The sequence below is a fragment of the Algoriphagus boseongensis genome, assembly GCF_004362805.1.
Lineage (GTDB): Bacteria > Bacteroidota > Bacteroidia > Cytophagales > Cyclobacteriaceae > Algoriphagus > Algoriphagus boseongensis.
In genome coordinates this window covers 453981-478595 of sequence record NZ_SNYF01000006.1, presented here as the reverse complement: position 1 = coordinate 478595, position 24615 = coordinate 453981, and the positions used below count along the sequence as shown (strand labels likewise).

The following is a 24615-nucleotide window of genomic DNA, read 5'->3' as shown; positions in this document are numbered from 1 at the left end:
TTAGAAGGCTTGGATGATAAAAACTGTAGGAAATTTATGGAGATCAATGGGGGTTTTCTGCCAATCTGAAATAGTCAAAGTCTTGATCAGCTCATCGGCCGCAGTTAGATTTTTGGCAATGCAAAGTTTAGTCTGAGGAGCTAAGGAATTTAGGACATCTTCCAAAAGCTGATTGTTTCGAAAGGGGGTTTCCATAAAAATCTGGGCTCTTTTTTCCTTTAGCGATTCTACCTCCAACTTTTTTAAAGCAAGACTTCTTTCTTTCTTATCTATCGGCAAATACCCATGAAAGGCAAAGGACTGTCCACTGAATCCTGAACCCATCAGTGCCAAAAACATGGAGCTAGGACCCGAAATAGGAATTACCTGAATCCCTTTTTGATGGGCATAGGCCACAGCCAGAGCACCGGGATCGGCAATCCCCGGACATCCCGCCTCCGAAATAACGCCTATATCCGCTCCATTCATGATGGGCTGCATGAGACGATTGATTGATTCTGGAGGAGTGGACTTATCCAAAACCTCCATATGCACCTCTTCCAAGTTAACTCCCAATTTCAGACTGGAAATATACCTTCTTGCAGAGCGGGGATTTTCGACCAGAAAAATCTTAGTGTGAGCAATTACCTCCTGAACTTGAGGAGAAATCACCCAGTGAGCGGTATTTTCCGCCAGGACATTGGGGATCAAGAAAAGTTTTCCTTTGGGCATTTTTGAAAATTTGGATTGGGTCCGAAAGTTAAAATTTAAAGCCCAAATTCATTACCTTTTATTATTGTATCAAAAACACCCTACCAAGCATGAATCTAAAAATCAGACTTTTCGGAATTTTCCTACTCCTTTCCAATTCCATTTATTCCCAAAATCTCAAAGCCCTCGTCGGAGGAACTCTGATCGATGGATTTGGAGGGACACCCATAAGAAATTCAGTGATTATCATTGAAAATGAGCGGATCAAGGCTGTTGGCCAAGTTGGAAGTCTTGAAATTCCATCCAATGCTGAAGTTATTTCTACTGAAGGAATGAGCGTTTTGCCCGGCCTTTGGGACATGCACGTCCACTTGATGCTCAATGGACACAGCGACTATACGCATTGGGACACTACTTATTTGGATGTTTTGGAGTCGGTCATTATGCCTTCATCTGCTCATCAATTATTAATGGCTGGAGTCACGAGTGCAAGGGATTTGGGCGCTCCATTAGAGCCTAGTATAAATGTGAGAGAAAAAATAAACAGGGGAGAAATCCCCGGTCCGACCATATATGTTTCAGGTCCTTTTATTCAAAAAGTGCCTTACCCTGGAACAGAGGCTTTTCGTTGGGGAGTCAATGGAGCTGCTGATGCCAGAGCGAAAGTCAAAAAACTCATTGATGCCGGTGTTGATGTCATCAAACTAATCGATCAGGATCAAATGACTTTGGAGGAGGCTAAAGCTGTAGTGGATGAAGCGCATAAGTATGGAAAAATGGTGGTTGGACATTCGCACAGACCGGATGAGATCCGGGTTGGTATTCAAATCGGTGTGGACAACTTTGAGCATACCGGCTTAAGCTCGGCACCGGAATATCCGGCGGATATTATGCAAATGCTTAAAGAGCGCTCCGCAAAAATGAATATTGGCCCTCTTTTTTGGACCCCTACAGTTGAAGGACTTTGGAACTATGAATATGTCCGGGACAATCCAGAAAAGCTGGATGATCCTTCATGGCATTTAGGATTGCCTGATTCAATTATTAGAGATATCAGAGCATCCTTGAGATATCCGGGAAGAATGTCCTATTTTCAGCTGACTCCTGTGAGAAAACCTACCCTTACACGCAAATTTGCCCAGCTAAAAGAAAGTGGAGTTGTGATGCTGGTAGGAACAGACAGTGGTATTCCCATGAAATTCCATAGCCAAAGCACTTGGAATGAATTGGATGTCTGGGTGAATCAATTTGGGATGGATCCATTATTGACCATCAAAGCAGCCACTTATTGGCCTGCTGTGGCCATGAAAGTGGATAAAGATTATGGTACCATTTCGGAAGGAAAATATGCAGATATTATTGCCGTCAGGGGTGATGTGATCAGGTATATCAACCTACTTCAGGATGTAGATATGGTGATCAAACATGGTAAAAGAGTAAAATAAAAATGGCCTCCAGAATTATCTGGAGGCCATTTTGTTTTGACTCTAACTACTTGGTAGGTTTATAGCCTATAGCATAGGGAGTCCAGATTTCATAGATGGGACTTCCAGTAGAGCTCAATCCGCTGTGATGCCATTCTCCATCGATCACCTGAAAGTCGAATCCTAGGCTTGCACCGACACGATTGTTATCCCGGGAGAAAAAGGTGATGTTTTCGGTATATTTTCCGTCTTTGGCTGTGTAGGTTCCACCTCCAGTCCCGGAGAATTCCTTGGTTTCCGAATTGAAGGCAACCCATTGGAATCGTCCCCCGCTGAGAATTTTGATGGTTCTTCGGGCTCCAGGAGTAGATCGGGAAATCTGATCATCTCTTTTTCTTCCGGTGATTACCCAGTTTCCTGTCAAGTCATCTTTTGCTTCGGAAATTCTTTCCCAAACCTCTACGAGCATTCCATTATTGGTATCTGCTGAGAGAGTTAGTTTATTTCCTGAGAGATCAATTTTAAAAGGGGTGGTGGTCCCGATTTGCAAAGGATTGAGAGTGAAAAAATCCAAAGTCTCAGAGTATCTCCCATCCTCATATTTGTAAGGGCCACCGCCTGCACCGATGAAGGCATTATCCGCGACATTTTTCACCCCAAAGGCGAAGTAGTCATCCTGATAGATTTTGATGTACTCTTGATCTGTGACAGCCTTTCCATTTTGGCTAAGAAGCTTCCATGCTCCTTCTAGGCTTTGCCCAGATACCAATCCAACTAGAAATAAAAAGGGAAGAAAGAGAAATTTTTTCATGGCTAAGAGATTGATAAATAGTGATTGAAATTCTCCAACAAAACTTAGATTTCCAACGATTTAGTGATTTTCGGACATTTATGGTGAGAGAAGTAAAGAAATCGATGAAAAAATATACTCTAGGAAATTCAAAAGAAGAGGCATTGAACCTGCTGCCAAATGGCAGAGTCAAGAAAGTAAAGCTGGGAGAAAAGGAGATTGCCGTCCTCCGGCTTGGAGAAGAAGTTTTCGGTTTTGAACCCTTTTGCCCCCACAGAGGAGCTTCTTTACTGAATGCCTATCCCAATTCTTCCGGAGAATTGATTTGCCCACTCCACGAATACCGATTCAATTTAAAATCAGGCCGGCCCATGGCTGGAGGATGTAGAGATTTAGAAACCTACTCTTGTATCCTTGGAGAAGGAGGATTAGAAATCCAGATTTAATTCTAATGAAGTCGAGCCCCATTTGGAACAGGTCTCTCCACGCTCGCTAGGACAATCCCTCCAGTTTCAGAAGTAAAACCCGTGACCAAAACTTCAGACATAAAATCAGCAATTTGCCTTGGTTTGAAATTGCAAACACAAATAACTTGCCTGCCAATTAGGGATTCCGGATCATAGAAATGAGTGATTTGTGCAGAAGATTTTTTGGTCCCGATCTCAGGTCCTAAATCAATCCAAATTTTATAGGAGGGATTACGGGCTTTTTCAAAAATTTCCACTTTTAGAATGGTCCCAACCCTAATTTCTATTTTGTTGAAATCTTCGATGTCAATCGTTTGCATAGATATATTTTTTGCTATTTTTACAAACCTTTCTTGAAAAATTAAGTTAAGGATTTGGAAGCTTAATCAAGCCATGTCAAAAAACTCGGGAACTCTAGGAAAAAGTATAGGATTATTTGGCGTTTGCCTAATTGGGATGCTTTTTATTTGCTTTGAGGCTTCTGCCCAAAGTGAAAATGAGAAGATGGAAGATGTTAATCCCAAACCAATCGATAGGCCGCTGACTCCAATTGTAGATGATCATACATCTCTTCAGGACAATTCAAATCCACTTCTTTCGCCAGCATTAAAATTTACCCCAAATAAAACCGCAACGGTAAAAAGGGATTTGCCAGCGGGTGGGATTATTCAGGATAAAGACCCAAAAAAGACAGATTCTCCTTCCACCTTATCATTTAATATTTTTCTCTACGTGGTGGATAAATTCAAAGAAAATAACCTTAGAGCAGACTAATAAAAAAAGAGGCTAAAGCCTCTTTTTTTATTGATTCTCTGCAAGGAAAGTTTCGAGATCGCTGAGACTCATTCTGCCTTCATAATAAGCTCTTCCGAAAACTGAAGAACTCACTCCGATATCTCTGAGTCTTTTAAAATCATCAATTCCTCTCACGCCCCCTGATGCAGCCAAATGTATACTTGGGAATTTTTTAACTACTTCTTCGAACAAGGTAAAGTTAGGTCCCTCCATCACTCCATCACGGGTGACATCTGAAACCTTAAGGTATTTCAAGCCTCTCTCGTAAAAATATTCTATATGGTCAAAAAGATCGATTTCTGTTTTTTTCAGCCATCCCTTAATCTTGATTTTGTGGTCACTTGGACTAGTATCAGCTGCCAAATTGATTTTTTCTCTTCCGTAGGATAAGATGAATTGAGCAAATCTGTCTGGGTAATTTGCTGCAGCAGAAGCTATAGTGACACTTTTTGCTCCAAACTCAAAACATTTAATCACATCTCCATCAGTAGAAATTCCACCTGTGAAATCAACTTTAAGGTCAGTATATCCCGTGATAGCCTCAAGAATATGATAGTTTTTAGGTTCCCCTCGGCGCGCACCATCCAAATCCACCAAATGCAATCGCTTTAATCCTATTCCCTCAAAAGTCTGCGCGATTTCAAGAGGATTAGTTGAAATGACCTCCTCAGTAGAAAAATCGCCTCTTTTCAGTCGGACACATTTTCCGTTGATTAGCCAAATAGAAGGTATTATTTCAAACATAGGTTTAGGTTAATGAGGTTTAAAATCGAGGGCTTTTTTTAATTTTTGCTTAAATATACTATCCAAAGGCATTAGTTTTTGCAGAGAAAAGGTAAATGCTTGCATTTTTTTAATTTTTTGCGAAAAAAAATTACGGATTTTTAAAAAAACTCTTTTTGGAAAATCAGTAATTCAAGCGAGCTATTCTCCCCCCACTTCCTGAGGCCCAAATGCTTTTCCGATCAGTAGATGTCTTTACAGCATGAAAACCAATTGAGGAAAACTTAGTCCAAGTTTTTCCAAAGTCCGAGGAAAAATCTGATCCTGAAGGACCTACGGCAACCAAGAAAGCCTTTTTCTTGGAATAGGCTATCCCAGATCTGTAACCAAATGGCCTAATCTCAGGAGTAATTTCCTCAAAATCCCCAATAATCACGGAATTTCCTTCTCTATCCTCGAGCAAGGTATAATCCCCTCCAACCAAAACTTTTTTACCCTCCATTTCTGCCATGGCAAAAACTCCTTTTGCAGGCTGCCCTTGAGTCATCTCAGTTAATTCTTGAATGCTCCATGTGTTATTCCTGAAATTGTAGATATGTAATCTTGATACAGTTCCTCCTGTAGCAAAAGAAAGCTCTTTAGAATTGACTACCATAGAGGATGAACTGGCAGCAAATGCGGCCTCCCCTACTATGGGTTCCGGAAGTACAGGAAAAGACTTCCAGCTATTCCCCCCATTTTCGGTGTAAAGAACCATCCATTTCCCCTCCACAGGATCTCCCAAAACAAATCCTTTCTTTTTGTCCATAAATGTAACCGCGTCAAAAAACGCTTCTGAACCTTCCTGATGCACTTTATTCCATGATTTTCCTCCATCCTCAGTCAAGTAGATGACTGCCGGCTGACCTGCAGAAGCTACAATTGCTTTCTTTTCATCAAAAGCGTGAATTGACCTGAAATCCAGGCTATCCAGATTATCCACAATTCCAGACTCCCAAGTTTTGCCTCCATCAACGGTTTTCAACCATGTTCCTCCAGATCCTGAGGCCCAACAAATCTGATCAGAAACGGGTGAAAGCCCCCTAAGGGAGGCTTTCACGGGAGTTTTTAATTCTGCCCATTGAGGGCTTTGGGCAAGTAATGAACCATAGATTCCAAAAAAGAAAAAAAGAAAAATCAGTTGCTTCATTTGATGTCAACCTTTCGATAAGCATCAATAAGCGCTAATTCACCCTCTTTTCCAGGTTTGGCGTTGCCATGCTCCATTCCCAAAATACCGGTAAAACCCTTGTTTTGAATCCATTGAAACACATTGGCATAATTGATTTCACCTGTTGTCGGTTCTTTTCTACCAGGATTGTCACCGATTTGGATATACGCAATTTCACTCCAGGTTTTATCCATGGTAGCGATCAGATTGCCCTCATTTCGCTGCATGTGGTAGATGTCGTAGAGAATTTTACACGCAGGACTTCCGACCGCCTTACAAATCATATAGGATTGGTCGGCGTGCCGGAGAAAGAGATCAGGATTATCGCTGAGAGGCTCTAAGACCATCGTTAATCCATGAGGTTCAAAAATTTCAGCTCCTCTTTTAAGAGCTTCAATCACATTTCCTGTTTGAACACCGATTGGAAGATTTCTTTCAAAATACCCTGGAACTACTGTCATCCATTTGGCATTTACGCGCTTGGCCACTTCGACAGATTTTCTACAGGTTTCTAAGAATTTGTCCAAGAACTCCTGCTTTCCGGTAGTCAATGAAACTTTCCAGTTATCCCCTCCATCTACGACAAAAACTCCCATTCTCATACCGAGGTCACTCATTGTCTTAGCGATCAATTCCTGATCGGCAATTGATCTTCCGAGCATTCCATTGTCCTCAAGAGAACGAAAACCCTGGTCGGCCATGAACTTCAACTCATCCACAAATCCCCCCGGGGCATGATTCTTAAACATACCAAAGTGAGGGGCAAAATCCATTTTGAATGGAGCTGCTGCTACTTTTTCCTTAGAAAAGGCAGGAATGCTCATGGCTCCTGCAGAACCTACTACTGCGGTTCCCAGTCCGATTTTTTTTAAAAATCCTCGTCTTTCCATGATTAAATGACTTTGGTTTTACCAGGTACTGCATGAGGATAATACCCATCTGCATTGGGAAGAAGCTTTGGCATAGCATCCCAAGCCAAGGTTTCAGGGAAAAGGTCTACAGTGCCATTCAAGGCCTCATCCCAGGTCATTACTTTTCCTGAATAGGTTGCATAACGACCCATGATGGCTGTCATGGTAGACTTGGCGGCATTTTCTGCATCTGCGAATTTGTATTCTCCTTTCACCAGTGCAGCCCATAATTCATCATGCTCTTGCTGATAAGGGTTCGGTTGATTTTCCCGATTGTGATCATAGATTACATTCCCTTTCCAATCAGTCATGGTACCATGATTTCCAGCGCTGAGGAATACTTTGCCCTTCGTTCCTTGGAAGGTTTCATCCACCCGATTGGCAGCTCCAGAGAAATGGCGACATTCTGAATGAATCACTGAACCATCAGCATAAGTGAAGGTCAAAACGTGGTGGTCAAAAATTTCTCCATGTTCTTTTCCAATCCTGACTTGTCTTCCTCCAGTCCCTTCGGCTTTAACTGGGTAGGAATTTTTTACCCAGTTGGCGATATCGATATTGTGAACATGCTGCTCTACGATATGGTCACCGCATAACCAGTTGAAATAGTACCAGTTTCTCATTTGGTATTCCATCTCGGTCATTTCGGGTTTTCTTTCCCTTACCCAAACACCACCGTCATTCCAGTAGACTTGTCCTCCGGTAATTTCACCCAGCTGCCCATCTTGAATTCTTTTGATTACTTCTCGGTAATTATTTTGGTAATGCCTTTGAAGTCCAACGACTACATTTAGTTTTTTGGCTTTTGCTTCTTGTGCTGCGGCAAGGACTTTTCGAATCCCAGCAGCGTCAGTTGCCACGGGCTTTTCCATAAATATCTGTTTGCCCTGTTTGACTGCTTCTTCAAAATGCTGAGGGCGAAATCCTGGAGGTGAGGCCAAAATCACCACGTCAGCTTCTGCAATGGCATGGATGTACCCATGAAAACCTACGAATTTTTTATCGTCTGTAACAGCTACTTTTTCTGCTCCATATTTATCAAAAATTGCTTTATAGCTATTGTCCAATCTATCCTGAAAGGCGTCTGCCATGGCTACTAATTTGATTGGCTGGCCGGTTTCGAAGGCCTGAAATACAGCTCCTGTTCCTCGTCCACCACAACCGATCACGGCAAGTTTCAGATGATTGTCTGGTGCGGCATAGGCTCCTGGCACCAAAAAAGAAGGGGCAAGCATCCCTCCTGTCACCAAGGCGGAGGTTTTGATAAAATCCCTTCGGGAATTCAGATTTTTCATAGGTATGGTCATTTTGGTTAATAATCTGCAATAGGCTCCTGATTGTAATATGCCTTAATTTCTTCCGGAGAAGGTGGATTAAGAGGTCTGACTAAACGCAATCCAATAAATGGTGCTTCAGGAAACCACCATTGGCTTTTGGGTATTTGAGGATCAATTCTTTTCCATTTTGGATCGGATAAGTCGCGCATACTGGATCCGATAGCATTTTCAGGAGTTTTAAAACTTCCTCCCCTCACCACATGAGGGTACAATTTATCAGCAGGATTTAAAGGATTATCCTTTCCTGACCTGCTGTAAAAATCAGGTTCGTACAAATCCATGGTCCATTCCTGTACATTCCCATAAATATCAAAAAGACCCCAAGGACTGGCTTTTTTCTTGCCAATTTCATGAGTAGATCCTCCGCTATTAGAAGCTGTCCAGGCATAGTCTTCTAATTCGCTTTCCGCATTGCCAAAAAAGAACCGGTCCTGAGAACCTGCTCTCGCCGCATATTCCCATTCAGCTTCGGTTGGCAAACGATAAAAAATCCCAGTTTTCAAGTATAACCAATGGCAAAATTGAATCGCTCCGAATTGAGTCATGCCCACTGCAGGTTTGCCTTCTTTTCCCATTCCAAAAGTCATATCCAGATAAGGCAGGCTAGGTCGAGTCAGGCCATCCACTCTTTCCTCAATCCCACCCTCGGTCATGTTTTCCTCATAAATTTTATCCAAAAAAAGCTCAAAAGCATCCCAGGTCACCTCATGCGTCCCCATCCAAAACGCATCAATTTTCACTTCATGCTTGGGGTTTTGATCAGGAAATTTCGGGTCATCAGAGCCCATAAAAAATGTCCCGGCAGGAATTGGAGTCATATCGAAACTGACGGGCGTTCCGGGAATTTTTTGGGTGTACGGGTCAAAAACAGCCGTCTGGTTGAGCTGAAAACTCATCAAAAAAAGTCCAATAGCTGAAATATATTTTAGTGAATTCATTTTCTTCAATTCGACCCAATTACAATCTTTTGACCACTTCATTTTTAGGAATCCTTACCGCCCACATTCCTCTCAAATCCCCGACCTTATGACCTTTTGCCAAGTCACCTGGATAAAGTTCATCAAGCTTTTTCAGAGTTTCTGCATTGATTTCTTTTCCTGGATCTCCATGGCAGCTTAGGCAAAGTCCACTGGGAATCGCAATAGGTTTGGTGTATAAGAAGACCTCTCCTCCTTCGATTTTTTGAATATTAGGATCGCTTTTAATTCCGTTTTCGGCATTGTATTCATAGGCATCCAAGAGGGCTGATTCGTCAGAATCCGGCTGATCTGCTGGATTCCGATACCGATTGGATACTCTTTTTATGGTTACTGTGTGTCTTTTTGCAACTTCATTTAGAATCGGCTGGGCATTTACATTGCAAAATTCAATCGCTCCTGGAATTCCTTTTTCTGAAATGGCATTTTGCAATTGGGAAATAAGCTGTTTTTGGGCCTCTGAAGAAATTGAATCGCCCCATTCCATCGCCTCCTCCAAAATTTCCACTTCGGTCAAGCGCTTGATCTCCATATTTTTATTCACCTCCTCAAAAACCTCCTTTGAAACCCTTTCCCCTTGCCCACAAGCAAAACCAAAAGAAGCTGAGACAAAAAGTAGTAGTAACTTTTTCATGTTGTAATTAATTTATTTCCTTTTAAAAATACCATTCCATTTCCATATACCCGACCTAGCGAGTTTAGGTTTGGGAAAAAATGAGAGGAAATACTTCGATTAAATCATAAAAACTGATTTATCGATTAAATTGAGTCAAGTTTGAATTTTAGTCCATGAGAAGAGCGACCCTTCTTTTATTTTGTAGCATTTTTTTGAGTTTCCTGGCCCCTGCACAAGTTTTGACAAGGATGCAGAGTTGGGGATTGGATTTTGAGTCGATTGAGTGGGTAGACGCTCAGGTTGGCTTTGCCGCAGGAGAAAATCTCATCGCTAAAACCATAAATGGAGGCCAAACTTGGCTAGAACTTCCTTTCCAATTCGAAGGAAGAATTCTGGATCTTCATTTTATTAACCCCAATTTGGGCTGGGCTGTAGGTGAAAATGGACTCTTTTTGGAGACAAAGGATGGGGGTGAAAGCTGGAAAAAAATTGATTTGTCCTTTTCAGGTAATCTTTTCAAAGTTGAGGGATTGAATCCAAATTTTGGAATAATTGTAGGAGAAGGGGGGAAAATCTTTACTACCACTGATTCAGGTCAAAACTGGAAAGCTATCCAATCAGGCACTTCCAACGATTTATTTGGCTTACAAATTTTGAACGAAAATTTATTGTTTTTGAGTGGATCAGACGGCATTGTTTTAAAAAGTACAAACAAAGGCCAGTCCTTAGAGCCTATTCCAACCTCTACCACTGCAGATCTTTTTGAAATAAGTTTCACCTCTCCATTAATTGGTTATTTAGCTGGAGAAAATGGAGTTCTTTTAAAAACCATCAACGGCGGAGCGAGTTGGTCTACCTTGGTTTCAGGGGTGAATGTGACTTTGAGAGACTTATCCACAACAGTCGCAAATCCTCAAATAGTCCTAGCAGTAGGAGATGAAGGAACCGTCATTCAGAGTAATAATTCTGGTTCCTCGTTTGTAAAAGTTTCTTTGGGAACTGGGTTTACTAAAAATGTTAAAGGGATTGGATTTCTTCCTTCTTCACTTTCTGTCTGGATTTGTGGAACAGATGGGTATCTGGCTTCTTCAACCAATGGGGGCCGCAATTTTACTCTTCGACAAAATGGGTATAGAAATGATTTTTCAGGGATAGATTTCAAAAATGAGACTCAAGGATTTGTTGTCGGGCAAAAAGGGCAATTTTTAGCCACAGGCAATGGAGCCACAAGCTTTGTGAGCAGACCAATTCCTGAAAGTTTTGACATCATTACCTTAGACTTTTGGAATGCCTCATTTGGTTATGTTTCTGGACCCAATGGAAAAATTTACCGAACTGCAAATTCTGGTTCAGCATGGATTGAGCGAAGTATTCCCAATAGCCCACAAGTAAATGGTTTTTACCTTTTTGCTCCTTCTGTTTTATATGTAGCCGGAAATGCGGGATTTGTAGCCAGATCTTCGTCATCAGCAGATGTCTGGGATACAGCCATCACGACTAATACTACACAAAATTTGAAAGACTTAATGTTCTTCGATTTTCAATTTGGAATAGCGATCGGCGAAAACGGGCAACTTTCTTATTCCAGTGGAGGAGGACTTTGGACGAACCTTCCAAAGATCACCAATGAAAACCTAAATGGGCTTGCCAAACTGGACGGATTGCAAGCAATAGCGGTGGGTAATAAAGGAACGATCATCAAGACTTCAGACATGGGACTCAATTGGAAAACTATCCCAATTCCTTATGATACTGATCTTTTGGCTGTTGATTTTTTTGATAATCTCAATGGGTTTATAAGTGGAAAAAGCGGGATGTTTTTAGCAACTAAAGATGGGGGAGAAACGTGGACAAAAATTTCTTCGGGTACCTACCGTGATCTTACATCTGTAAGTGCAGGAATCCCTCTGGTGGCCTATGCCGCTGGAAAAGACGGTACAATTATCAAATATACCTGTGTGCCTCCAACTGGAAATCTAGGGGCAATTGCCGGAAAATCCGAAACCTGCCTTGGAACAGAAACTTATTCCATCACGTCGGATATAGTTCAAGGTTCTGAACTGGTATGGAGAGTCGATGGAGGTGAAATAATTTCAGGACAAGGAACCACTTCGGTCGAGGTCAAATGGACTATTCCAGGAAGAAATGGAGTATATGTCAGCCGCTTAAACTTTTGTGGAGCTGGAGAAACTTCTGCTCTTGAAGTTAAGGTTTCCGCCATTCCTTCATCCAATCTGATAATTGATGGACAAGGAGCCGTATGCCAATCCAAAACCTATACCTACCAATTACCCTCTAAAGAAGGAATGAAATACACCTGGACTGCGACTGGTGGCGAAATTTTGGAAGGTCAAAATACCAACAAGATTTCCATAAGATGGACTTCCACTGGTGCTCAGGCTGTTTCCGTTGTCCTAGAAAATTTGTGTGGAAAATCAGAATCCATCAAGCTTCCTATCCAAATTGAACAAGCTCCTGCTCAACCATCTTCCATAACCGGCGCCTCTCTTTCTGGTTTGGGAGAGCAAAATTATGAAGTCGTGGCTGTTCCAAATTTAGATTATCGATGGACTGTAACAGACGGCGGAAAAATTATTACCGGTCAGGGTACTTCAAAGATCACCGTCCTTTGGGAAAAAGAAGGAGATTTTGAAGTGTCAGTTCAAGCTCAAAATGCTTGTGATTTCGGGCCAAAAAGTAGTTTAGCTGTAAAGGTTAATATCATTACGGCTATTGAACCAAATTCTCCTGAACCAAAATTCAAAATTTTTCCAAATCCTAGTTTTGGAAACTTAACAATTGAATCACAAACCTTAGATACTTGGCGTACAATTCAAATTTTTAACTCATTGGGTCAGAAAATCACCGAAAGAATCATTAACCCAAATGAACAATCCCACTATTTTGAAAATCTACCTAGGGGATTAAATATCATTGTATTATCAGGCCCGAAGGGTGAATCCCAAAGAAAACTTCTTATCCTCTGACTTTAGAAAAAAATTAAAATTGGACGGCTTCATTTTAAAGGACTGCAAACAAAATTTTATTTTGCTGTATTAAAATTAATTTATTTTTATTTTAAAGAAATCAAAATTATAGTCTGCATTATTTTTTTATTCAAAATTTAATTTTGATTGGGAAATTGTTATTCCCAAGAGTTTTTCTCTCCTTTGAGCTAAAATATAACCCAGATGAACCCAAGAAATTTCCATCCAGAAAGCCTGATGATGTCTTATGGCTATAAGCCTGAACTCTCAGAAGGAGCAATCAAATGTCCAATCTTTCAGACCTCTACCTTTGTTTTTAAATCTGCCCAAGAGGGAAAAGAGTTTTTTGAATTAGCCTACGGAAAAAGGGAAAAAAATCCTGATGAACAGCCTGGTCTAATCTATTCCAGACTAAATAATCCAGACCTCCAGATTTTGGAAGAGCGGCTTTGTCTTTGGGATGGAGCCGAAAAATGTGCGGTATTTGAGAGTGGAATGTCTGCCATTTCAACTGTTCTTTTGGAATTTTTGCGGCCTGGGGATTTTCTTCTTTACAGCATGCCTGTCTATGGGGGAACTGATCACTTCATCAATAAAGTACTTCCGCAATATGGAATCAAGGGAATCGGTTTTACTCCTGATGATACTAAAGAAGATATTCTTGCAAAAGCCGAAGGAAAGCCCGTCAAATTGATCTATGTAGAAACGCCTGCCAATCCAACCAATGCACTTTTTGATCTGGGTTTGTGCCGCGAGGTTGCAGATCAATTAGGTAATTCAGATCAACAAGTTTATGTAGTGGTTGACAATACCTACATGGGTCCTCTGTGGCAACATCCTTTGAAGCTTGGGGCAGATTTGGTGATGTATTCAGCTACCAAATATATCGGCGGGCATTCTGATCTAATCGCTGGGGCAGTCTTGGGCAATGCTGAATTGATGAAGCGGGTGCTGACCTTAAGGACTTTTCTTGGAAATATGGCTGGCCCATGGACGGGGTGGTTGCTGATGAGAAGTTTGGAAACCTTAAAGGTTCGAATGAACCAGCAAGCAGAAAATGCTTCCAAGGTTGCCGATTTCTTAGCCCAACATCCCAAAGTGGAGAAAGTATATTATTTAGGCCATTTGGAAGAAGGCTCTTCTCAATACCAAATATTTAAAAAGCAACTTTCCAGTGCTGGAGCGATGGTTTCCTTCGATATTAAAGGAGGGGAAAAAGAAGCCTTCCAGTTTTTAGATCACTTGAAGTTATTTCATTTGGCAGTTTCTCTGGGAAGTACAGAATCCCTTGCAGAGCATCCTGCAACCATGACCCATAGTGATGTAAGTGAGGAGGATAGAGATAAACTGGGAATTTCTGAAAAATTGGTCCGACTTTCAATTGGCGTGGAAAATCACGAAGACCTCATCTGGGATATCAATCAGGCTTTGGAAAAAGTAAGCTAAAAAATAAGGGGTGAGTTAATCCTCACCCCTAATGACTACATATTGAAAGATATCTCCAATTTTTCCTCTTTTGATATAAGCCTTCTTCAAAATAGCCTCCGGAATGTATCCCGCTTTTTCCAGGACATTCATCGATTCCCCATTGAAGTCATAGACTTGGGCGTAGATTCTCTCGATATCGAATTTTTCTAGAATGTATTTAGTATAAAGTTTAACAGCCTCTGTTGCTATCCCTTTTCCCCAAAACGCTTCCCCAATCCAAAAGCCAAGTTCTACATTGGTCCGCAATTCATCCTTTCCTCTTTCTGATCCAATAGCTCCGGCTAATTTACCTTCAAATTCTATCGCAAAGTTTTGGGCAGGATTAAACTTCTGGTTGTGCTCAATCCAATGCCTTGCATCATGAATTGTGTAGGGTTGGGGAAAACTATCCCTCAGATTCATGGCAATCTTGGGGTTATTGGCTAGGGGATAGAGTTGATGAAAATGAACTTCATTCCAGGTCACCAAATTGATTTCTCTTTCTCCAGCAATGATCATAAAAGTCGTAGGTTGAATTAGGGTTGTATTGATATCAATATAAGGGCTTTACTTTTTCCCAACAAGGAGGATTTGATCATTCGATCCCTCCTGCCTGCATTTTCTCCAAATTTTCTGCCAATCTCAAAGCAGAAATAAATTCTTCAATATGGCCATCCATCACCTCAGGCAAATTATACACCGTTTTATTGATCCTGTGGTCTGTTACTCTGGATTGAGGATAATTGTAGGTTCTAATTTTATCTGAACGGTCCCCGCTTCCTACCATGGATTTTCGTTGAGCGCCTACCGCTTCATTATGCTTGGCTAGCTCAATTTCATAAAGTCTGGATCGAAGTACTTTAAGGGCCTTTTCAAAGTTCTTGATCTGAGATTTTTCATCTTGACAGGTCACCACTAAGCCTGTTGGATTATGGGTCAGTCGTACAGCCGAGTAGGTGGTGTTTACAGATTGACCACCTGGTCCAGAAGAACAATACGTGTCCTTCCGAATGTCATTCATATCCAAGTGGACCTCCACTTCGTCCATTTCAGGCAAAACCGCCACGGATGCTGCCGAAGTATGCACTCTACCTTGAGATTCAGTAGCAGGGACTCTTTGAACTCGGTGAACACCTGATTCATATTTAAGCATGCCATAAACATCGGCACCGGAAACTGTCGCAATGATTTCTTTATACCCTCCTGCAGAACCAAAAGTCAAATCCAAAACGGTGAGTTTCCATCCTTGCATTTCGCAAAAGCGCTCATACATTCTAAACAGATCCCCGGCAAAAATAGCAGCTTCATCTCCCCCCGTTCCTCCACGAATTTCCAAAATACAATCCTTAGAATCGTTGGGGTCTTTGGGAATCAACAATTGCTTGAGTTCTTCCTCTAATATTTCCTTTCTTTCACGAAGATCATCGAGCTCAGCTTTTGCCATTTCCCTGAATTCAGGATCTTTTTCTTTTTCTAAAATTTCCTTAGAGCTATCGATGTTCTGAAGCACCAAGGAATATTCATCATAAGCTGAAACGATCTTTTCCAAGTCCTTGTATTCCTTAGTCAGCTTGGCATATTTTGCCATGTCGGTCATGGAATCAGGCAAAATGATCAATTGACCTACTTCTTCAAATCGTTCCTTTAGGGCTTGTAATTTATCGAGCATGGGTATTTCCTTCGCTGCGCAAAAGTACTGAAATTATTTTCTGAGGTGACAATAAAGTGACGTCCCTTGGTAAAACAAAAGAGCCTGACTTTGGCAATCAGGCTCTTTGAATTTAATCATCTAAAGTAATTACTCTACGGTAACTGATTTCGCCAAATTTCTCGGTTGATCCACATTACATCCTCTCATTACCGCAATATGGTAGGAGAATAGCTGAAGTGGAACTACCGCAACCAATGGCACAAACGCTTCGTGAACTTCTGGGATTTCAATCACGTGGTCGGCCATTGCTTTTACTTGGGTATCTCCTTCAGTAACAATAGCGATGACTTTCCCTTTTCTTGCCTTTACCTCCTGAATATTGCTGACTACTTTTTCATAGGAACTATCCTGAGTAGCAATGAAAATCACCGGCATTTCCTCGTCAATCAAGGCGATAGGTCCATGCTTCATTTCTGCGGCAGGGTACCCTTCTGCATGGATATAGGAAATTTCTTTCAACTTCAAGGCTCCTTCCAAAGCTACCGGGAAGTTATACCCACGGCCTAAGTAAAGCATGTTTCTAGCATCTTTGTATTCGGAAGAAACATACTTAACCAGTTCATTGGACTGCAACGCCTTTTCTACTTTCCCTGGGATAGCTGCCAATTCATGTAGCAATTGGATGTATCTGTTTTCTGGAAGAGTACCTCTTTGGTAACCCAGTTTCAAAGCCATCATGGCCAAAACTGAAATCTGCGCGGTAAAGGCTTTAGTAGAAGCCACTCCAATCTCAGGACCAGCGTGAGTGTAGGATCCAGCATGAGTTGCTCTAGGAATCGAAGAACCCACCACATTACAAACTCCAAAAATGGTTGCACCTCTAGACTTAGCTAATTCAATGGCGGCTAGCGTGTCAGCTGTTTCACCCGATTGAGAAATAGCGATTACAAAATCCTTTTCATTCACAACAGGATTTCTGTATCGGAATTCAGAGGCATATTCTACTTCTACCGGTACCCTGGCAAATTCTTCAAAAAGATATTCTGCCACTAGACCTGCATGCCAAGAGGTACCACATGCAGTGATGATTATCCGCTCAGCATTTTGGAATTTATTCATGTAATCCCGAAGACCCCCCAGTACAAGTCTTCCTGATTTTGCGTCAAGGCGACCTCTTAGACAGTCTGCAATAGACTTTGGCTGCTCATAAATTTCCTTGAGCATGAAGTGCTCATATCCTCCCTTTTCAATAGCCTCAAGCTCAAGTTCAAGCTGATTGATATAAGGATTGGTTTCTACGTTTTCTATGGTCTTAACCTGAAGAACACCTCCACGGATCACGGCAATCTCATAATCATCCAGATAAACCACCTTATTGGTGTATTCAATGATAGGTGTGGCGTCAGAGGCCAAGAAGTATTCATCTTCTCCTACCCCAATCACCAATGGAGATCCTTTTCTAGCGGCAATCAAAGTATCAGGCTCCTCCATATTGATCAAAACAATGGCATAAGCCCCTACCACTTTATGGAGAGCAAGGCGAAGTGCCTCTTCTAAAGAGCAGTTGTTGTGGGTATAGATATCCTCTATAAACTTGACAAATACTTCAGTATCTGTTTCGCTTTGGAATTTATAGCCCTTTTGAAGTAAATCTTTTTTCAATACCTCATAGTTTTCAATGATTCCGTTGTGAATCATTGCAAACCTTTCTGAGGCAGAATAATGAGGGTGAGCATTAATGTCATTTGGCTCACCGTGAGTTGCCCAGCGGGTATGACCAATTCCGATTTTGGAAGTAAGTTCCCCGTTCTCTTCAAGAAACTTTTCCAGCTCAGCTACCTTGCCTTTTTTCTTATAAACACTCAGACCTTTCTGATCAAGCAAGGCTACCCCAGCAGAATCATATCCTCTATACTCTAATCTGCGAAGTCCTTTGAGAATAATGGGCAAAGCTTCCTGCTGCCCTACGTACGCGACAATTCCACACATAATGAAAAATTCTTAAAAGTTGGTTTTTACTTCTGCAAAGAAACAGGTTTCGTGCCAAAATAAATAATCCACTTTCTTAAAAACAGAAAGTGGATTAGAGGTACTTTTTCGAAAACGATTGTTTACCTGGTTTTCGAATATATTATCTGAACCTTGATTTTATCTTTATTTACCTTAAACTGCCTGAGCGATCTCCTAAAATCAATTCCTGTGGTCGGAGTCTCCGCAAACAAAAGCCAATCCTGACGCTGAAGTTGATCTCGGTAGATAGCGTTGACGTGGGAAGTAATCCTTGTATTGTAGACCTTTGTCTCAGTATTGTAAGAAAGAATCGCTGAGGCAGCAAATAGATTATTCGGTACCATTTTCCCGTTCTCGTCTTCAATCACCTGAGGCTGCCCATCAGTGACGACGTGAAGCTCATTTTTCCCTGGCAAGGAACTTATCAAAACCCGATTATTAGAATCTATAAACTTCAACACCATTGAATTGATCGGGTTGTTGTCTTTATCCTGTTCCTCGATAGTCCCAATATTTAAATTGACTTGGTTGAAGGTAACTCTCGTAAGCGTATCCAAAAACGCATCAATCGGACTGGTGTCAATTTTCAAGGCCATGGCAAGAGCGGACTTCATTCCCACAATCTGACCAACATCGTAAGTTTTTCCTCGCTCTGTCACAATTGAAGTTGGAGTTCCGGAACGATCGGATTGAATTCCATTGAAACTTCTTGATGAAAACGTGGAAATAGTAAACTCTGAAGCAGATGTATCTCCGGCATAATGATAGTAGAAAGTCATGCTAGTCTCCCCGCCTAATGCTATACCCGCAGTAGTATTATCGCCCTTCCTTGCTTTCACTGCAAATCCAGGAAAATAGTCCCTGAATTGAAATAGAGTTTGGAATTGCCTTGAGTCACTCAGCTTAACGAACATTTCCTCTGCAAAAGACTCTTCCAATGGAAAAATCAAAGTTGTATCCTTTGTTTCACCAAAAACTACTTCTGTTGACGCAAGGGGTTGAGGGAGAAATGCCAGCTTATCAAAGTTGTAATATGCCGTATCTAAAATAGGCTCGCTCAAACGATGAACGGAATACAGCTTTGGTTCTTTGAGATCCGATCCATTAACACTTACAATATCAAGGCTAAAGAAAGAAGAATCATAGATAGCGTCATTTCTAGGCCTTTGTGCAGTAACATCCAAATACATTCTACTATATCCTGTAGCTTCTGTCACCCCAAAGAAGTCGTCTTCTTCGTGGCCAGCTATCAGTAAAGTAGAATTAGTCGTGCTAAATGAATCCAACAAGATCACATTGGCGTCAAGCTCAAACTCCTTATAGAAAACACCAATCTGGTTATTCCCTGGAGCAAGCTCAATGCCAACAGTAGAAGGATCACTACATGAACTGTTAAATAAAAGGATTGAAAACAGGGCCGAAATGGCCAGTTTAACCGGCGAGACTGGTATAAATGCCGTATAACTCTTCATGAGCTTGCTGCTCTTCTTCAATACTGATTTCAAACTTTTTGTCTTTTGAGAAATCCTCGATGAGTTGGTTTAATTCTGCAGAGACTTCACTTCCCTTCACCACCATATCGGCATATTCCATACCCATCTTGATGAATCCGGTGAAGTCTTTGGTCTTCAAAGGTGCTAAAATAGTGTCATCGATGTCCACCATCTTAACCTTGTTTAACAAATCGTCGCCAAAGGTATGGGAAAATCCATTGGAATAAATCCCAAATACGGTTTTGGTGTCTTTAAAAAGTGGATCATTCTTGTAAGTCGTCTTCAAATACATTGGAATAAGCGAAGTCATCCAATCATTGCAATGCACAATGTCCGGAGCCCAACCTAATTTTTTCACGGTCTCGATTACGCCTTTACAGAAAAATATTGCACGCTCATCATTGTCCTCATAGAACTTCTTTTGCTTGTCATGGAAGACGTGCTTTCTATGAAAATAATCCTCATTGTCTATGAAATAAACTTGCATTTTGGCATTAGGAATAGAAGCAACCTTAATCACCAAAGGCTTTTCTTCATCTCCTACCGCGATATTTATTCCTGAAAGTCTGACCACTTCGTGAAGTCGGTTTTTTCTTTCATTGATCAGCCCAAATCTGGGAACCAAAATACGGATTTCCATTCCCCTCTCTTGCATGGCTTGAGGGAGACTTCTTAAGAAATTGGCTACTTCGGATGTTTGTAAGAAAGGGTTGATTTCACTTGCAACGTAGAGGATACGTAGTTTGGACATACTATAGGGATTTTAATGAACGTGATAAACAACGGCAACAAAGGTAAGAAAAAAAAGCCTAAAACCATTGTTATTCTGGATATTAATCTAGTTTTGCGACAATTTAGCCGAAATCCTGCCCTACCAGTGATCCTTATTCATACACCGGCTGAGTGGAATCCGCTCTGGCTCAACCATCTTCAGAAAAATCATACTATCGGCCTGGTTCCCACCATGGGAGCGCTTCATCAAGGCCACTTGGATTTGGTGAAAAAATCTATTGAAAAAGCTGACATAACAGTCGTTTCCATTTTTGTAAATCCTACCCAGTTCAATAACCAGGATGATTTTGCAAAGTATCCCAATACACTGCAGGCTGATTTACAAATTCTGGAAAAGGCCGGAGTGGATTATGTTTTTTTACCTTCAGTAGAAACCATTTATCCAAGTCTTCCAAACCTAAAATTAGACTTTGGCGATCTTGAAAGAGTTCTGGAAGGGGAATTTAGGCCTGGACATTTCAATGGAGTTGGAATCGTAGTGAGTAAACTTTTTCATTTCATAAGGCCACATATCGCTTTTTTTGGGCAAAAGGATCTGCAGCAAGTGGCGATCATCAAGCGACTGGTTAATGATCTTTCTTTTCCTATTGAGCTGGAGGTAGTTCCTACACGAAGAGAAAAAGATGGCTTGGCGCTCTCTTCAAGAAATATGCGCTTAAGTCCAGAAGAAAGGCAAAATGCCTTAATTCTTTCCCGAAGCCTTGAAAAAGCAAAAGCCCGGCTTTTAGGCGGAAAAGTTTGGTCTGAGGTCCAAAAGGAAATTATGGCAGATTTCGAAAACTTGGAATCCTCAAAACTTGAGTATTTTGCTCTGGTCCATCCCGAAACTTTTGAGTTGATCCAGAATTTTAGTCCTGAAGAAAAATCTTCGATCTGTGTGGCAGCCTTTATCGGAGAAATCCGTTTAATCGACAACCTCCCGATAATTCCTTAATTTCGCGGCGGAAAAACTAAACCAATGCAAATCCAAGTATTAAAATCAAAAATCCACCGGGTAAAAATTACCCAGGCGGAACTCCATTATGTTGGGTCTATTACCATTGATGAAGATTTGATGGATGCCGCCCAGCTCATTGAAAATGAAAAAGTGCAAGTAGTCAATGTGAACAACGGTGAGCGACTTGAAACTTATGTAATCAAGGGGGAGCGGGGAAGTGGTCAAGTTTGCCTAAATGGCCCAGCTGCTCGAAAAGCTGCTGTTGGAGATGTGGTAATCATCATTTCCTATGCAGGAATGGAACTCGAGGAAGCTAAAAAGTATAAACCTGTACTTATTTTTCCAGACGATAGAAATAAGCTGATTTAATGAATCCCAAGCTAAAACAAAGCATCCAGGTAGTTATTTCTTTAGGCATAGCTGTCTGGATTTTTTGGCTTTTATATCGAGATATTGAATTCAACAGTTTGCTTGAGCAAATCAAATCGAGCAATTGGCTGTGGATTTTTATCTCTTTGGCAATTGCCTGGACAGGTTATTGGATTCGAGGCTGGAGATGGTCTTTACTTATTCAAAGCAAAGAGGGAGCAAAAGTCTCCCCAAATAGAGCTTACCATGCCGTAATGGTTGGCTATTTGGTAAACATGCTTGTCCCTAGAGCAGGTGAGGTAGCCAGATGTGGAGTGCTCAGTAAAACAAATGGAATTTCTATCGGGCATCTTCTTGGTACCGTTTTGCTGGAAAGAAGCATTGATCTTTTATTCCTGATTTCGACCATTTTCTTAGCATTTTTGGTAGAAAACCAACTTTTCCTTTCTCTCGCAGGAGAATTGGTGGATTTGGAAAGTTTGGGACAAAAAGTAGTAGAAAACCTACCTCTTGCTCTTGGAGGATTGGCGGTACTCATTCTATTTCTTTATTTCCTGTTTAGAAAATTCCGAAGCCATGGACTGGTCAATAAGCTTCAGGAATTTTTCAGACAAATGTTTACAGGGTTAAAATCAATTCAGACCCTTTCGAATCCTATTGGATTTTGGGCCAGTTCCTTTGTCATTTGGATAATTTACTTTTTAACCATGTATACCGTTTCTCTGGGAATTCAAAGTACTGCCAATTTGACTCCCGGCGAGGTTCTTTTAGTCATGGTAATGGGAAGTATTGGCATGGTTGCCCCTGTTCAAGGCGGTATTGGCACCTTTCACGCACTAGTGGCTTACATTTTGATCCAATTTGGTGTCTCTGAATCTGACGGAAAAATCTTCGCAGCCATCATCCACGGAACCCAAGTAATCTTGGTATTGATGGTTGGTTTGATCTCCTGGATTCTGATGATGAGAATTCCAACTTGGAATAAACCTATCAAGGATTAACTTCGTATTCACACCCAGTTAAACAATTAAAAAAATGATCATTCTAATCGTAGTAGTATTTGCGATTCTTGGATTTGTAGTCAGCAGCAGGCTGAAAAGCAAATTCAGAAAATATTCTCAAACTCCTCTTGAAGCTAATTTATCCGGGGCTGAGATCGCTAAGCTTATGCTTGCAGACCACAATATTCAAGACGTCCAAGTAATCTGTGTTGAGGGACAGTTGACAGACCATTACAATCCTATGAACAAAACGGTGAACCTTTCACCTGATGTTTATTATGGAAGAAATGCTGCAGCTACCGCTGTTGCAGCTCACGAATGCGGTCACGCCGTTCAGCACGCCAGATCTTATGCCTGGTTAAATTTGAGATCAGCCATGGTGCCTGTTCAAAACATTTCAGGCAAAATTTTGAACGTTGTGCTGATTGCTTCTCTTTTCGGAGGTTTCGCTCTTGGCCTACCAGTTCCAATTATTGGATACATAGTGGTGGGGTCCTACGGAGTCATGACCTTATTTACCTTAGTGACACTTCCTGTAGAATTTGATGCATCAAATCGGGCTTTGGCCTGGGTGCAAAACCGAAACATTGTGACCAAGCCTGAATATGAGATGTCTAAGGATGCCCTGAAATGGGCTGCAATGACCTATGTGGTTGCGGCTTTAGCTTCTTTGGCGACTTTGGCCTACTACATATTTGTTTTCTTCGGAAATCGGGATTGATTCAAATCAAAATAATATTTGCAAAGGGACAAGTTTTTGTCCCTTTTCTTTTTTTGACCTATTTTTCTGACTGAAATTAAACCCAAAAATTTTGTTACCCTTATGAATTTCCAATTGACAGAAGAGCATCAGGCAGTACGGGATGCAGCGAGAGAATTTGCACAAAGTGAATTACTTCCAGGTGTAATTGAGCGAGATACTGAAGCTAAATTCCCCTATGAACAAGTAAAGAAAATGGGCGAGCTTGGCTTTATGGGCATGATGGTCGACCCAAAATACAATGGCGGAGGAATGGATACCATTTCCTATGCAATTGCCATGGAGGAAATCTCTAAAGTGGATGCCTCAGCTTCTGTTTGTATGTCTGTTAACAATTCATTGGTTTTATGGGGCTTGGAAAAATATGGCACCGAGGCTCAAAGAGAAAAATATATTCCAAAACTAGCCACAGGAGAAATTATTGGGGCTTTTTGCCTTTCAGAACCAGAGGCCGGATCTGACGCTACCTCCCAGAGAACAACCGCTGAGTTAAATGGTGATCATTATATCCTTAACGGCACAAAAAACTGGATCACTAACGGAGGAAATGCCAGCGTTTACTTAGTGATTGCACAGACAGACCCATCCAAAGGCCACAAAGGAATTTCAGTTTTTATTGTAGAAAAAGGCTGGGACGGATTCGTAATCGGCAAAAAGGAGGACAAACTAGGAATCAGAGGTTCTGATACGCACTCTTTGATGTTCACGGATGTAAAAGTTCCTGTTGAAAACAGAATTGGCGAGGAAGGATTCGGATTTACTTTCGCTATGGAAACCCTAAATGGAGGAAGAATAGGCATTGCGGCACAAGCTTTGGGAATTGCAGCTGGAGCCTATGAACTCGCCTTAGCTTACTCTAAAGAAAGAAAAGCCTTCGGAAAACCAATCAGTCAGCATCAAGCCATCCAATTTAAATTAGCCGACATGGCTACTCAAATTGAAGCGGCTAGACTCTTGGTTTACAAAGCAGCCTGGCTAAAAGATCAAGGCGAAGATTATGCCCATGCCTCTGCAATGGCTAAATTATATGCTTCGGAAGTAGCGATGAACGTAACCGTTGAGGCAGTTCAAGTTCACGGTGGATACGGATACGTTAAAGAATACCATGTAGAACGATTGATGCGTGATGCAAAAATTACACAGATCTATGAGGGAACTTCTGAAATCCAAAAAATTGTGATTGCAAGAGGAATTCTACGATAAAAATA

24 protein-coding genes are annotated in these 24615 nt (G+C 41.3%); 10 read left to right on the top strand and 14 right to left on the bottom strand.

Features of this window, described 5'->3' with window-relative positions; all coding sequences use genetic code 11:
- Nucleotides 1-711: an SAM-dependent methyltransferase gene (locus DFQ04_RS09690; protein ID WP_133555240.1), complete on the bottom strand. Its 711-nt coding sequence runs from the start codon at nt 709-711 to the stop codon at nt 1-3.
- 89 nt (nt 712-800) lie between these two features.
- Between DFQ04_RS09690 and DFQ04_RS09685 the strand changes: the two genes are divergently transcribed.
- Nucleotides 801-2135 carry an amidohydrolase family protein gene (locus DFQ04_RS09685; RefSeq protein WP_133555238.1) on the top strand — a complete coding sequence of 445 codons (1335 nt, stop codon included), beginning with the start codon at nt 801-803 and terminating at the stop codon, nt 2133-2135.
- A gap of 46 nt (nt 2136-2181) precedes the next feature.
- Here DFQ04_RS09685 and DFQ04_RS09680 read toward each other — a convergent pair whose 3' ends face one another.
- Complete coding sequence (locus tag DFQ04_RS09680; RefSeq protein WP_133555236.1) at nt 2182-2925, bottom strand: hypothetical protein; 744 nt, start codon at nt 2923-2925, stop codon at nt 2182-2184.
- Nucleotides 2926-3029: 104 nt separating this feature from the next.
- Between DFQ04_RS09680 and DFQ04_RS09675 the strand changes: the two genes are divergently transcribed.
- Nucleotides 3030-3350, top strand: a complete 321-nt coding sequence (locus DFQ04_RS09675) for a Rieske (2Fe-2S) protein (RefSeq protein WP_133555234.1) — start codon at nt 3030-3032, stop codon at nt 3348-3350.
- 2 nt (nt 3351-3352) lie between these two features.
- Here the strand turns inward: DFQ04_RS09675 and DFQ04_RS09670 are convergent, their stop codons facing one another.
- A complete protein-coding gene (locus tag DFQ04_RS09670) occupies nt 3353-3691 on the bottom strand; it encodes a tRNA-binding protein (RefSeq protein ID WP_133555232.1) in 339 nt (112 codons plus the stop codon).
- Between the two features lie 73 nt (nt 3692-3764).
- Here DFQ04_RS09670 and DFQ04_RS09665 point away from each other — a divergent pair, with 73 nt between their 5' ends.
- Entirely contained in the window at nt 3765-4145 is a 381-nt protein-coding gene (locus DFQ04_RS09665; RefSeq protein ID WP_133555230.1) for a hypothetical protein, read from the top strand.
- Nucleotides 4146-4172: 27 nt separating this feature from the next.
- Here the strand turns inward: DFQ04_RS09665 and DFQ04_RS09660 are convergent, their stop codons facing one another.
- The 6 genes from DFQ04_RS09660 to DFQ04_RS09635 form a co-directional block, all read right to left on the bottom strand.
- Nucleotides 4173-4910 carry a 1-(5-phosphoribosyl)-5-[(5-phosphoribosylamino)methylideneamino]imidazole-4-carboxamide isomerase gene (locus tag DFQ04_RS09660; protein WP_133555228.1) on the bottom strand — a complete coding sequence of 246 codons (738 nt, stop codon included), beginning with the start codon at nt 4908-4910 and terminating at the stop codon, nt 4173-4175.
- Between the two features lie 163 nt (nt 4911-5073).
- Entirely contained in the window at nt 5074-6078 is a 1005-nt protein-coding gene (locus tag DFQ04_RS09655; protein ID WP_133555226.1) for a YCF48-related protein, read from the bottom strand.
- A complete protein-coding gene (locus DFQ04_RS09650; RefSeq protein ID WP_133555224.1) occupies nt 6075-6989 on the bottom strand; it encodes a hydroxypyruvate isomerase family protein in 915 nt (304 codons plus the stop codon). Before DFQ04_RS09650 ends, DFQ04_RS09655 begins: the two co-directional genes overlap by 4 nt.
- A gap of 2 nt (nt 6990-6991) precedes the next feature.
- The gene (locus tag DFQ04_RS09645; RefSeq protein WP_133555222.1) at nt 6992-8305 is read right to left on the bottom strand and encodes a Gfo/Idh/MocA family protein; all 1314 of its coding nucleotides are present in this window, start codon (nt 8303-8305) and stop codon (nt 6992-6994) included.
- Between the two features lie 17 nt (nt 8306-8322).
- Nucleotides 8323-9285, bottom strand: a complete 963-nt coding sequence (locus DFQ04_RS09640; RefSeq protein WP_133555220.1) for a formylglycine-generating enzyme family protein — start codon at nt 9283-9285, stop codon at nt 8323-8325.
- Between the two features lie 19 nt (nt 9286-9304).
- Nucleotides 9305-9958, bottom strand: a complete 654-nt coding sequence (locus tag DFQ04_RS09635) for a Tll0287-like domain-containing protein (RefSeq protein WP_133555218.1) — start codon at nt 9956-9958, stop codon at nt 9305-9307.
- A gap of 230 nt (nt 9959-10188) precedes the next feature.
- Between DFQ04_RS09635 and DFQ04_RS09630 the strand changes: the two genes are divergently transcribed.
- A complete protein-coding gene (locus DFQ04_RS09630) occupies nt 10189-12927 on the top strand; it encodes a YCF48-related protein (protein WP_166637297.1) in 2739 nt (912 codons plus the stop codon).
- A gap of 204 nt (nt 12928-13131) precedes the next feature.
- Nucleotides 13132-14373 (top strand): cystathionine gamma-synthase family protein, encoded by a 1242-nt coding sequence (locus DFQ04_RS09625; protein WP_133555214.1) that lies wholly within the window; start codon nt 13132-13134, stop codon nt 14371-14373.
- 15 nt (nt 14374-14388) lie between these two features.
- Here DFQ04_RS09625 and DFQ04_RS09620 read toward each other — a convergent pair whose 3' ends face one another.
- The 5 genes from DFQ04_RS09620 to DFQ04_RS09600 all read right to left on the bottom strand — a co-directional run bounded on the left by DFQ04_RS09620 (nt 14389) and on the right by DFQ04_RS09600 (nt 20299).
- Complete coding sequence (locus tag DFQ04_RS09620; protein ID WP_133555213.1) at nt 14389-14913, bottom strand: GNAT family N-acetyltransferase; 525 nt, start codon at nt 14911-14913, stop codon at nt 14389-14391.
- Nucleotides 14914-14989: 76 nt separating this feature from the next.
- Nucleotides 14990-16063 (bottom strand): peptide chain release factor 1, encoded by a 1074-nt coding sequence (gene prfA / locus DFQ04_RS09615; protein WP_133555210.1) that lies wholly within the window; start codon nt 16061-16063, stop codon nt 14990-14992.
- 129 nt (nt 16064-16192) lie between these two features.
- Nucleotides 16193-18034, bottom strand: a complete 1842-nt coding sequence (glmS, locus tag DFQ04_RS09610) for a glutamine--fructose-6-phosphate transaminase (isomerizing) (RefSeq protein ID WP_133555209.1) — start codon at nt 18032-18034, stop codon at nt 16193-16195.
- Between the two features lie 122 nt (nt 18035-18156).
- Nucleotides 18157-19527, bottom strand: coding sequence for a DUF4270 family protein (locus DFQ04_RS09605; protein WP_133555206.1), 1371 nt, complete (start codon nt 19525-19527; stop codon nt 18157-18159).
- Nucleotides 19487-20299 carry a glycogen/starch synthase gene (locus DFQ04_RS09600; protein ID WP_133555204.1) on the bottom strand — a complete coding sequence of 271 codons (813 nt, stop codon included), beginning with the start codon at nt 20297-20299 and terminating at the stop codon, nt 19487-19489. The genes DFQ04_RS09605 and DFQ04_RS09600 overlap by 41 nt, the downstream gene beginning before the upstream one ends.
- Before the next feature lie 15 nt (nt 20300-20314).
- On the opposite strand from DFQ04_RS09600, the gene panC reads away from it, so the two are divergent.
- From panC to DFQ04_RS09575, 5 genes are all read left to right on the top strand, one after another.
- Entirely contained in the window at nt 20315-21274 is a 960-nt protein-coding gene (gene panC, locus DFQ04_RS09595) for a pantoate--beta-alanine ligase (protein ID WP_133555202.1), read from the top strand.
- Between the two features lie 24 nt (nt 21275-21298).
- Complete coding sequence (gene panD, locus DFQ04_RS09590; RefSeq protein WP_133555200.1) at nt 21299-21646, top strand: aspartate 1-decarboxylase; 348 nt, start codon at nt 21299-21301, stop codon at nt 21644-21646.
- A complete protein-coding gene (locus tag DFQ04_RS09585) occupies nt 21646-22647 on the top strand; it encodes a lysylphosphatidylglycerol synthase transmembrane domain-containing protein (RefSeq protein WP_133555198.1) in 1002 nt (333 codons plus the stop codon). Before panD ends, DFQ04_RS09585 begins: the two co-directional genes overlap by 1 nt.
- 34 nt (nt 22648-22681) lie before the next feature.
- A complete protein-coding gene (locus tag DFQ04_RS09580) occupies nt 22682-23368 on the top strand; it encodes a zinc metallopeptidase (protein ID WP_133555196.1) in 687 nt (228 codons plus the stop codon).
- Nucleotides 23369-23470: 102 nt separating this feature from the next.
- Complete coding sequence (locus DFQ04_RS09575) at nt 23471-24610, top strand: acyl-CoA dehydrogenase (RefSeq protein ID WP_133555194.1); 1140 nt, start codon at nt 23471-23473, stop codon at nt 24608-24610.
- Nucleotides 24611-24615: the final 5 nt, after the last annotated feature.

Bases quoted from the DNA above. Each gene is read 5' to 3' on its own strand.
- DFQ04_RS09690 (WP_133555240.1), bottom strand. From the start codon at position 711: ATGCCCAAAGGAAAACTTTTCTTGATCCCCAATGTCCTGGCGGAAAAT.
- DFQ04_RS09685 (WP_133555238.1), top strand. From the start codon at position 801: ATGAATCTAAAAATCAGACTTTTCGGAATTTTCCTACTCCTTTCCAAT.
- DFQ04_RS09680 (WP_133555236.1), bottom strand. From the start codon at position 2,925: ATGAAAAAATTTCTCTTTCTTCCCTTTTTATTTCTAGTTGGATTGGTA.
- DFQ04_RS09675 (WP_133555234.1), top strand. From the start codon at position 3,030: ATGAAAAAATATACTCTAGGAAATTCAAAAGAAGAGGCATTGAACCTG.
- DFQ04_RS09670 (WP_133555232.1), bottom strand. From the start codon at position 3,691: ATGCAAACGATTGACATCGAAGATTTCAACAAAATAGAAATTAGGGTT.
- DFQ04_RS09665 (WP_133555230.1), top strand. From the start codon at position 3,765: ATGTCAAAAAACTCGGGAACTCTAGGAAAAAGTATAGGATTATTTGGC.
- DFQ04_RS09660 (WP_133555228.1), bottom strand. From the start codon at position 4,910: ATGTTTGAAATAATACCTTCTATTTGGCTAATCAACGGAAAATGTGTC.
- DFQ04_RS09655 (WP_133555226.1), bottom strand. From the start codon at position 6,078: ATGAAGCAACTGATTTTTCTTTTTTTCTTTTTTGGAATCTATGGTTCA.
- DFQ04_RS09650 (WP_133555224.1), bottom strand. From the start codon at position 6,989: ATGGAAAGACGAGGATTTTTAAAAAAAATCGGACTGGGAACCGCAGTA.
- DFQ04_RS09645 (WP_133555222.1), bottom strand. From the start codon at position 8,305: ATGAAAAATCTGAATTCCCGAAGGGATTTTATCAAAACCTCCGCCTTG.
- DFQ04_RS09640 (WP_133555220.1), bottom strand. From the start codon at position 9,285: ATGAATTCACTAAAATATATTTCAGCTATTGGACTTTTTTTGATGAGT.
- DFQ04_RS09635 (WP_133555218.1), bottom strand. From the start codon at position 9,958: ATGAAAAAGTTACTACTACTTTTTGTCTCAGCTTCTTTTGGTTTTGCT.
- DFQ04_RS09630 (WP_166637297.1), top strand. From the start codon at position 10,189: ATGCAGAGTTGGGGATTGGATTTTGAGTCGATTGAGTGGGTAGACGCT.
- DFQ04_RS09625 (WP_133555214.1), top strand. From the start codon at position 13,132: ATGAACCCAAGAAATTTCCATCCAGAAAGCCTGATGATGTCTTATGGC.
- DFQ04_RS09620 (WP_133555213.1), bottom strand. From the start codon at position 14,913: ATGATCATTGCTGGAGAAAGAGAAATCAATTTGGTGACCTGGAATGAA.
- prfA (WP_133555210.1), bottom strand. From the start codon at position 16,063: ATGCTCGATAAATTACAAGCCCTAAAGGAACGATTTGAAGAAGTAGGT.
- glmS (WP_133555209.1), bottom strand. From the start codon at position 18,034: ATGTGTGGAATTGTCGCGTACGTAGGGCAGCAGGAAGCTTTGCCCATT.
- DFQ04_RS09605 (WP_133555206.1), bottom strand. From the start codon at position 19,527: ATGAAGAGTTATACGGCATTTATACCAGTCTCGCCGGTTAAACTGGCC.
- DFQ04_RS09600 (WP_133555204.1), bottom strand. From the start codon at position 20,299: ATGTCCAAACTACGTATCCTCTACGTTGCAAGTGAAATCAACCCTTTC.
- panC (WP_133555202.1), top strand. From the start codon at position 20,315: ATGAACGTGATAAACAACGGCAACAAAGGTAAGAAAAAAAAGCCTAAA.
- panD (WP_133555200.1), top strand. From the start codon at position 21,299: ATGCAAATCCAAGTATTAAAATCAAAAATCCACCGGGTAAAAATTACC.
- DFQ04_RS09585 (WP_133555198.1), top strand. From the start codon at position 21,646: ATGAATCCCAAGCTAAAACAAAGCATCCAGGTAGTTATTTCTTTAGGC.
- DFQ04_RS09580 (WP_133555196.1), top strand. From the start codon at position 22,682: ATGATCATTCTAATCGTAGTAGTATTTGCGATTCTTGGATTTGTAGTC.
- DFQ04_RS09575 (WP_133555194.1), top strand. From the start codon at position 23,471: ATGAATTTCCAATTGACAGAAGAGCATCAGGCAGTACGGGATGCAGCG.